Below are 9,000 nucleotides of genomic sequence, written 5' to 3'. Positions count from 1 at the left end.
GCGACCGCCGCTTGCTCCTTCGTCGCCTACGCGACGGCCGCGCACACGCGAGCCGGGCCGCGAACGGAACAAGCTCGGTCTCGCTTCGCTCGAAACACGTGGTCGAGGTGCGCTCGGCGCGTCGACATCGAAGCCGACAACCCGGTGCACACAGGTCGTAGTGGCCGACTATCGACTACTTACTCCTCAGTCATCTACGCGGCGGCCGCGCACACGCGAGCCGGTGCGAACGATTCAGCACAATGCACGCGTGTCATCGGGCCAAGAAGTGCCAGCCGAGCCAGGCCCACACGAGTACGGCGGCGATTTTCGTCAATCGTGAGCCGGTCAGGTACCCGATCGTCTCGCCCAACGACGCGACCCGGTCCCGGCGCAGCCGCGTGACCGCCACCGCGACGAGCGCGGCCGCAAGGAGCAGGCCGAACCCGAGGAGGATGACAGCTCGGTCGCTCATCGCGATACCAGCCGCCATCCGGCGGCCAGCCACAACAGCCATCCGGCGAATCGCAGCGGCCATTGTTCGAGCGCCGGGTCCAACAGCGTGGACAGCGTCGGGTGTTCCTGGCTCGGCCGGTTCAGGGCGGGCTGCCGCAGAAGGGCGTATACCTCCCATGCCGACGCCGCGACCAGCAGCGCCGACCACACGGCCACGCCGCGCCTGATCCGGGCAGTCGGCGGGGGCCGCTCGATTCGCACGCGGAACGCCAGCACCATCCCCGCGAGTGCCGCCACCACCACCATCGCGGTCGCCTGCCAGCTGAACGGCCTGGTCGCGGCACCGCACGCCGCCAGCACGAGCCACGCCGCCAGCGGCGTCGCACGCCGTCGGAACCGTTGTGCCGAGCGCGCTGGTTGCTCTGTCACATGCGCAGGATAAGGCCCCGGTTGCCCAGAACGGGGCAGGCGGTTACGACCTCCGCGCGGATTTCGAGAGAGGCGACATCGCTTCCCGCCGGAACCGCGGTACGACGCTGTCCGCCGCGTTCACCCGTCGGCGCGCAGCAGCCCCGAGATCAGCAGCAGCACCGACTGCTGGGTCTGGGCACGGGCGAGGTCGGGGTCTTCGGCGTGCGCGACGATCAGGGACGCCTCGCTGACCACGCTCACGACGAGCTGGGCCAGCACGGGAACGGGGGCGTCGGCGATCAACCCGGCGGCGCGGGCACGCTCGAGTTGCGCGGTGATCAGGCCTAGGCCGTGGGCGGATTCGAATTCGCGCCAGGCCTGCCAGCCGAGCACGGCGGGGGCGTCGGTGAGGGCGATGCGCAGCATCGCCGGACGCTGGCAGATCTCCAGGAACAGCGCGAGACCCGCCGCCATTCCTGCCATCACATCGCCGGAATCTACTGCGGCGATGGCATTTTCGATCTCCTCGGTGATCTCCGCCTCGATCTGCTCCAGCACCGCGAGGAACAGTCCGCGCTTGTCGCCGTAGTGGTGGTGCAGCGCGCCCCGGGTGACGCCGGCCTCGGTGACCAACTCCTCGGCGGAGGTGCCCGCGAAGCCGCGCTCGGTGAACAGGCGGCGTCCCGCCTGTTCGAGCGCGGCTCTGGTCGCTCGGGAGCGGTCTTCCTGGCTACGGCGTGGCATGCAGCCGAGTGAACTCCAGAATCGATTCGGCGAGCAACTCGGGCTGATCTTCCGGCAGGAAGGTGTATGAGTCGTCGATGAGCTTCAGCGTCGCGTCCGGCAGGTCGCGAGCCAGGCGTTCGGCGAACGACACGGGGAACAGCCGATCCTCCCGGGCCCACGCCAGCAGTACCGGAATGTCGACCTCGGCGAAGTGACGGGCGGCCTCCAGGGTGTATCGGCGATGCGCCGATTTCAGGAAGCGCCGCAGATCTTTCCGGATCGCGGCGGAGTCGCGGCTCGGCAGCAGGTAGGAGTCGACGATCTCCGGCGGGACCGGCCGTTTGGTGACCCAGCCGAAGGCCACCGGCAGCCGGTGCAGCGCGCGGATGCGCAGCAACTCGGTCAGCGGGCGCAGCGAGCCGGGGATCCTGGCCAGCAGCGGCAGCGTAGTGAACGGCTGCGGTAGGAAGCCCTCGTAGCTGTCCACCGAGGCGAGCACCACCCGGCCGACGCGGGAGCGGTCGCGGGTCAGCAACACCTGCGTGATCGCTCCGCCGGTGTCGTTGGCGACCAAGGTGACGTCGGTGAGGTCGAGGCGTTCGAGGAACGCGGCGATGAGATCGGCGACACCGGCCGGAGTCAGTTCCGCGTCCGGCACCGGGATCTCGTGCGAGCCGAGCGGCCAGTCCGGCGTCAGGCAGCGGTACCCGGCCGCTGCGACAGCGGGCACCACCTTGCGCCAGAGGTCCGCGTTGACGAGCAAGCCGTGCACGAAGACGACAGGGGCGCCCGCTCCCGTCTCGTGGTAGCGGATACGGCCGCCGGGCAGGTCCACATCGTGGGTGCGGCCGAGTGCTGTGCTGGTTGCCATGGGTTCTCCCAGTGGTCTCGGTTCCCGACCACTGTTACATACATACCGTATGTATGTCTAGACCCGCCGTGTGCGGCGGCAATCTGGACGACTGACCAATATGGCGCTACCGTCTGTAGATCACGACGAGACGGAGCGCACATGACGGTGTCCGATCCTGCCCACGTATCCGGCACGCGGGAACTGGGCCTGGCCGAACTGGCGGCCGCGATCGCGGGCGGCGCGATCACCTCGACCGCGGCGGTCGGCGGCGCACTGGACCGGATCGACGCGGCGCAGGGCACGCTCAATGCCTTCCGGATCGTGCGCCGCGAGCGGGCCCTGGCGGAGGCCGCCGACGCCGACCGGCGGCTGGCCGCGGGAGAACGACTGCCGCTGCTGGGCGTGCCCGTCGCGGTGAAGGACGACACGGATGTCGCGGGCGAGCCGACCGCGTTCGGCTGCGGCGGCGACTTCGCACCGAAGACCGAGGACGCGGAATCGGTCCGGCGCCTGCGTGCCGCGGGCGCGGTGATCGTCGGCAAGACGAATACCTGTGAACTCGGACAGTGGCCGTTCACCAGTGCCGCGTGGTTCGGGCACACCCGCAATCCGTGGGACCGCGGCAGGACGCCGGGCGGGTCCTCCGGCGGAGCTTCGGCCGCCGTCGCCGCCGGATTGGTCCCCGCCGCTCTGGGTTCCGACGGCGCGGGCTCGATCCGCATCCCCGCGGCCTGGACGAACCTGGTCGGCATCAAGCCGCAGCGCGGACGAATCTCCACCTGGCCGGAAGCCGAAGCGTTCTACGGGCTCACCGTGAACGGTCCGCTGGCGCGTACCGTCGCCGACGCGGCGCTTCTGCTGGATGCGGCGGCCGGTCCGCATCAGGGAGATCTGCACACCCCGGAGCCGATCACCGCGTCGGACGCCGTCGGCAGGGATCCGGGAAAGCTGCGAATCGCCCTGTCGCTGCGTATCCCCTTCACCGCGACCAGGACCGCGCTGGATCCCGAGGTCGAGCGATCGGTACGCCGCACCGCCGACACACTGCGCGCCCTCGGACACACCGTGACCGTGGCCGACCTGCACTACGGCATGCTGATCGGCGCTTCCTTCCTCCCGCGTTCACTCGCCGGGGTCCGGCGGGTGTACGACCGCATGCCCGGTCTGGAAGTCGATCCGCGCACCACCGCCAACGCCCGAATCGGACGCGCGCTCGACGGCCCCGCCCTCTACGCGGCGCGGCAGCTGGAACCCTTGCTGCACAAGCGAATCGGCCACTTCTTCCGCGACTACGACGTGGTCCTCGCCCCGACCACCGCCACCCCACCGCCCCGCGCCGAGGAAATCGACGGCCTCGGCGTCAACGCCACCAACAACCTCATCACCGCGGCCTGCCCCTACACCTGGCCGTGGAATGTCCTCGGCTGGCCCAGCATCAACGTCCCCGCAGGCTTCACCGACACCGGCCTTCCCGTAGGCGCCCAACTGATGGGCACAGCAAACTCCGAACCCCTCCTGATCTCCTTGGCCGCGCAACTCGAATCCGAACTCCAGTGGCACCGCCACCGCCCCGCCCCGTGGTGGTGACCAGTTCAGTCCGTCGGCTGGGCCGGATCGGCCCGGCCGCCGCGGAACACCTCGTCGACGAGCCTTTGTGTCGCTTGCTGGAACGGCACGGCCAGGGACAGGGCGGCGTCGTCCACGTAGTTCAGGGTGGCGGTCAGGGTCTTCTTGCCGTCGGGTGTGCTGTACATCAGCGCCGCGTGACCCGCGGCGCCCCCGTTGTGGGTGACGACCGTGCCGCCGAGGCCGGTGTCCTGCACGAACACACCGAGGCCATAGCCCATGTTCGGGATGCCTGTCGGGTGCGGTGCGCACATCTCCGCCAGCAACTCGGCAGGCAGCAGCTTGCCGCTCATCAGCGCGGAGATGAAAGTTCGCAGGTCCTGGGTGGTCGAGATCATGTCACCGCCGCTGGAGATCCAGGAGGGGTTCTGGCTGGTGACGTCGACCGTCTTCTCCTGCCCGGCGTCCTCGTATCGGTAGTAGGCGTGGGCGTGCGGCTCGGGGAGCTCGGTCTGGGTGGTCGGGGCTACGGTGCCCGACAGCCCGAGCGGCCCGAAGATCAGCCGCTGCATCTCCTGGGCGACCGGGCGGCCGGTGACCTTCTCGATCAGCAACCTCGCCAGCACGTAGTTGGTGTTGGAGTAGCTCCAGCCCGTGCCCGGCTCGAACCGCGCGGGCTTGGACAACGCCAGCCGCACCAACTCTTCGGGCTGGTAGGTCTCGAACCGGTTGTCCACCCATTCTTTGCCCGCGGTGGTGGCGGGGATCCCCGGCACGACGGTCCCGTCTTCGTAGTACTCGCCGGTGAAGTTGAACACCCCGCTGGTGTGCTGCAACAGCATCCGCACGGTGATCCGCGAATCGAGTTCGAACTCGGGCAGGTAGCTGGCCGCCGGGTCGTCCAGTCCGATCTTGCCCTCGGCCACCAGTTGCAGGACCAGAGTCTCGGTGAAAGTCTTTGTGTTGCTGCCGATCCGGACGTGCCCATCGGTCGGCGGCTGCGCGGTCTCGCCCAGCCTGCTCACCCCGGCGCTGCCGACCCACTCGCCCCGCTCGTCGTGCACGCGCAGCGTGATTCCGGCGAAACCAGAAGCGACGATCTCATCGAGGACCTTCTGGAGCTCCGGGCGATCCGGCCCGGCGGCAACCGTTCCGTTGCCGGCACCGGCCACCCTGGCGGCATCGAGTGCCGCGATGATCTTGCGGGCCATCGCGGCCGTGGCGCGGCCGGGCTCGCCGTGGCGGGGCTGGACGGCTGCGTCGATGGCGATGCGGACGGTGCTGCGGAAGTTGTCGGCCTCGGCCGGATCGTGCCGCTCGAGCAGGTTCACGGCCGCGGTCAGGGCAGGCAGTACCTGGTCGGCGAGTTCGGCGACGGTCTTGCCCTTCAACTGGATGTCGTTGGACTTCCCGGCGAGCACGTGCCCGACCAGGCCGGTCGCCGACGTCAGGGCGATGGAGCCGTTCGTCGCGGCCGCGTGCGGCATGCCGGTGGCGGCCATCAGCGACAACGCGCCGTACGCGGCAGTCCGCAGCGTGCTCTTGTCCTGGTCGGAGAGGGTGGTGGTGGAAGTCGCGATTGCTGTGCTGTTCATGTGACTACTGTCGCGAGCCCGGCTGATACCGAGCTGACGCCGTTCTGACACGACCACTGACACGGCACTGGCCTCGAGCACAGCCGACACATCGGTGGATTACCCGGAATCATCGGCAGCCGACCGGACGCCCCACGCCGACGAAGACGCCTCCAGGACTTCCACACACGCCCGCCGACGCCCGAACCGGTCAGAAACCCAGTTTGCCCAGCTGTTTCGGGTCGCGCTGCCAGTCCTTGGCCACCTTCACGTGCAAATTCAAGTAGATCCGGGTGCCGAGGATGTGCTCGATCTGCTTGCGGGCGTTGGTGCCGACCTCTTTCAGCCGGGAACCGCCCTTGCCTATGACAATGGCCTTCTGGCTGGGCCGCTCGACGTACAGCAAGGCGTGCACGTCGAGCATGTCCTCGCGCTCCTCGTAGGGCAGGACCTCCTCGATGACGACGGCCAGCGAGTGCGGCAACTCGTCGCGCACACCCTCGAGCGCGGCCTCACGAATGAGTTCGGCCATCAACGTTTCCTCGGGCTCGTCGGTGAGCTCACCGTCGGGGTAGAAAGCCGGGCCCTCCGGCATCTTCGAGGCGATGACGTCGACGAGGACTTCCACCTGCTCACCCTTGACCGCCGACACCGGCACCACGTCGGCCTCGGGGCCGAGCAACTGGGCCACGGCGAGCAATTGCTCGGCGATCTGCTCCCGGCTCACCTTGTCGATCTTGGTGACCACGCCCAGCAGCGTCGTCTTCGGCGCCATCTGCTTGATCTGCTGCACGATCCAGCGGTCACCCGGACCGATCTTCTCGTCGGCCGGGATGCACAGCGCGATCACGTCGACTTCCGAATAAGTATCGCGCACAAGGTCGTTCAGGCGCTGGCCGAGCAAGGTGCGCGGGCGGTGCAAGCCCGGTGTGTCGACCAGGATCAGCTGGGTGTGCTCGCGGTGCACGATGCCGCGAATCGTGTGCCTGGTGGTCTGCGGGCGCGACGAGGTGATCGCGATCTTCGCGCCGACCAGGGCGTTGGTCAAGGTCGACTTGCCGGTGTTCGGCCGACCGACGAAACAGACGAAGCCGGAACGGAATTCGCCCTTCTCCCGCGCGTCAGCCACCGCGGACCTCGCCGGAGTCGGCGCTCACCGCGTCGGCCGCGTCCGCGGAGTCGTCGACGATCTCGAACACCGCGCCGTCACGATCGGTGAAGATGATCCGCGCCTCCGCCGAGACCTCCCGCACCGCCGTCACACCGAAGTCGGACAACCGCCCGCCGACCACCACGGCCGCCTCGAAGCCCTCCGCGCCGCTGGACAACGCCGCGGCCACGGCGGCTTGCAGCGCCGTCAACCGCAGCGCGGTCAGCGTGACCTCGCCCGCGGCGTAGGTGCGACCGTCGGTATCGCGGATCGCGGCTCCACTCGCCCCGCCGGTGCGGCCGAGCGCACCACGGGCCAGCACGACCAGCTTGTTGTCCTCGGCGTCCAGTTCGGTCATTCGGTGTCTCCGTCCTCGTCGCGATCGGCCGCGATATCCCGCTCCGATCCGTTCGCCTTGCGCTTGCCATTGGGATTGTCCCCGTTGGTCTTCCCCGCGGGGACCTTCTCGCGCGCTTTGCGTACCACCACGGTGTTCACCCGCATCCGGCCGCGCGCGTCCGGTCCGCCTTCACCGCGCAGCACCAACCCGTGCGCCTCGATCTTCGAACCGGGCAGCGGCACCCGGCCCAGTTCGTGCGCGAGCAGGCCGCCGACGGTATCGACGTCCTCCTCCTCGATCTCCAATCCGAACAGCTCGCCGAGATCCTCCACCGGCAGCCGGGCCGACACGCGGTAGCGCCCGTCGCCGAGATCCTCGACCGGCGGGGTCTCGTCGACGTCGTACTCGTCGGCGATCTCTCCGACGATCTCCTCCAGCACGTCCTCGATGGTCACCAGACCCGCGATGCCGCCGTACTCGTCCACCAGCAACGCCATGTGGTTGCGCCTGCGTTGCATCTCGTCGAGCAGGCTGTCCAGCGGTTTGGAGTCGGGCATGAACACCGCGGGACGCATCACCTCACTCACCCGTACCTTGCGGCCGCGTTCGGCGAACGGCACGAGGTCTTTCAGATACACCACGCCGCGAATGTCGTCGACGTTCTCGCCGATCACCGGGATCCGCGAATGCCCGGAACGCACCGCCAGCGACATCGCCTGCGCCGCGGTCTTGTCCGCTTCGATCCAGACCATCTCCGTGCGCGGCACCATCACCGCACGCGCCGCTGTGTCGCCGAGTTCGAAGACCGACTGGATCATCCGCCGTTCGTCGTCGGCCACCACTCCGCGCTCACCGGCCATCTCGACCACTTCGCGCAGCTCGATCTCGGAAGCGAAGGGACCGTTGCGAAAACCCTTACCGGGGGTGATCGCGTTACCGATGAGGATCAGCAGCCTGCTGATCGGGCCGAGCAGCGCGCCGATGAACTGCAGGGGCAGGGCCGCGGCCAGGGCGATGGAATACGCGTGCTGCCTGCCCAGCGTGCGCGGGCCGACACCGATCACCACGTAGGACACCAGCACCATCACCAGCGCGGTGACCAGCAGCGCCCAGTTCCTGCCCCAGACCGTCATCAGTCCCGCCGCCAGCAGCACCGTCGCGCCGATCTCGCACAAAATGCGCAGCAGCACCATGAGGTTCACGTAGCGGGCCCGGTCGTCGACGACCCGGCTCAGCCGCACGGCGCCGGGCCGGTCGGCTCGCACCAAGTCCTCGACGCGGGCGGGCGAGATCGTGTTCAGGGCGGAATCGACCCCGGCGAAGACCCCACCCACGGAGATGAGCAGGACCGCGAGCAGGACGAGGGTCAGGGCATTCACGCGGGACCCAGGGACTCACCCGGTGTGGTGAAGCCCGCCTTACCCAGCAACCGCGCGTCGCGTTCGGCCAGTTCGGCGCGCCGCTGCGCCTCCCGCAGGCTCTCGTACCACTCCTCGAGCAGCCGGGCCTGCAACGCGAACATCTCCTTCTCCTCATCCGGCTCGGCGTGGTCGTAGCCGAGCAGGTGCAGCACGCCGTGCACGGTGAGCAGAGCGAGTTCGTGATCGAGGGAGTGCCCCGCCTTACGCGCCTGACCGGCGGCGAACTCCGGGCACAGCACAATGTCACCGAGCATGGAGGGGCCTGGTTCGGGGCTGTCGGGCCGCCCGCCCGGCTCGAGTTCGTCCATGGGAAAGGACATGACGTCGGTCGGGCCGGGTAGGTCCATCCAGCGCATGTGCAGGTCGGCCATGGTGTCGAGATCGACGAGCACCATCGACAGCTCCGCGGCGGGGTGCACGTCCATCCGGGCGATCACGAACCGCGCGACGCTGACCAGCTCTTCTTCGGGCACGTCGATACCCGACTCGTTGGCGATCTCGATGCTCACCCGAACAGCCTACGA

General features: G+C 68.8%; 10 protein-coding genes. 1 reads left to right on the top strand and 9 read right to left on the bottom strand.

All coding sequences use genetic code 11. The annotated features are described in order from the left end of the window. Positions 1-253: 253 nt before the first annotated feature. From ACWEH3_RS28625 to ACWEH3_RS28610, 4 genes are all read right to left on the bottom strand, one after another. The gene (locus ACWEH3_RS28625; protein ID WP_450018590.1) at positions 254-454 is read right to left on the bottom strand and encodes a DUF6186 family protein; all 201 of its coding nucleotides are present in this window, start codon (positions 452-454) and stop codon (positions 254-256) included. Continuing rightward, positions 451-864: a hypothetical protein gene (locus ACWEH3_RS28620; RefSeq protein WP_450018592.1), complete on the bottom strand. Its 414-nt coding sequence runs from the start codon at positions 862-864 to the stop codon at positions 451-453. The genes ACWEH3_RS28625 and ACWEH3_RS28620 overlap by 4 nt, the downstream gene beginning before the upstream one ends. Positions 865-984: 120 nt before the next feature. Beyond that, positions 985-1,590, bottom strand: coding sequence for a TetR/AcrR family transcriptional regulator (locus ACWEH3_RS28615; RefSeq protein ID WP_450018594.1), 606 nt, complete (start codon positions 1,588-1,590; stop codon positions 985-987). After that, positions 1,577-2,443, bottom strand: coding sequence for an alpha/beta fold hydrolase (locus ACWEH3_RS28610; protein WP_355072466.1), 867 nt, complete (start codon positions 2,441-2,443; stop codon positions 1,577-1,579). Before ACWEH3_RS28610 ends, ACWEH3_RS28615 begins: the two co-directional genes overlap by 14 nt. Before the next feature lie 141 nt (positions 2,444-2,584). On the opposite strand from ACWEH3_RS28610, the gene ACWEH3_RS28605 reads away from it, so the two are divergent. Continuing rightward, positions 2,585-4,012 carry an amidase gene (locus ACWEH3_RS28605; RefSeq protein WP_450018597.1) on the top strand — a complete coding sequence of 476 codons (1,428 nt, stop codon included), beginning with the start codon at positions 2,585-2,587 and terminating at the stop codon, positions 4,010-4,012. Positions 4,013-4,017: 5 nt separating this feature from the next. Here ACWEH3_RS28605 and ACWEH3_RS28600 read toward each other — a convergent pair whose 3' ends face one another. From ACWEH3_RS28600 to ybeY, 5 genes are all read right to left on the bottom strand, one after another. Beyond that, complete coding sequence (locus ACWEH3_RS28600) at positions 4,018-5,586, bottom strand: serine hydrolase domain-containing protein (protein WP_450018599.1); 1,569 nt, start codon at positions 5,584-5,586, stop codon at positions 4,018-4,020. Between the two features lie 190 nt (positions 5,587-5,776). Beyond that, complete coding sequence (era, locus tag ACWEH3_RS28595; RefSeq protein WP_450018601.1) at positions 5,777-6,694, bottom strand: GTPase Era; 918 nt, start codon at positions 6,692-6,694, stop codon at positions 5,777-5,779. Further along, positions 6,687-7,073, bottom strand: coding sequence for a cytidine deaminase (locus ACWEH3_RS28590; RefSeq protein WP_379254736.1), 387 nt, complete (start codon positions 7,071-7,073; stop codon positions 6,687-6,689). Before ACWEH3_RS28590 ends, era begins: the two co-directional genes overlap by 8 nt. After that, positions 7,070-8,434: a hemolysin family protein gene (locus ACWEH3_RS28585; protein WP_450018603.1), complete on the bottom strand. Its 1,365-nt coding sequence runs from the start codon at positions 8,432-8,434 to the stop codon at positions 7,070-7,072. The genes ACWEH3_RS28590 and ACWEH3_RS28585 overlap by 4 nt, the downstream gene beginning before the upstream one ends. Next, entirely contained in the window at positions 8,431-8,985 is a 555-nt protein-coding gene (ybeY, locus tag ACWEH3_RS28580) for an rRNA maturation RNase YbeY (protein WP_195077616.1), read from the bottom strand. Before ybeY ends, ACWEH3_RS28585 begins: the two co-directional genes overlap by 4 nt. Positions 8,986-9,000: the final 15 nt, after the last annotated feature.

The organism is Nocardia sp. NPDC004718 (genome assembly GCF_053601535.1).
Note: the sequence above shows the minus strand (reverse complement) of the source record. Positions and strands in the feature narration are given on the sequence as shown.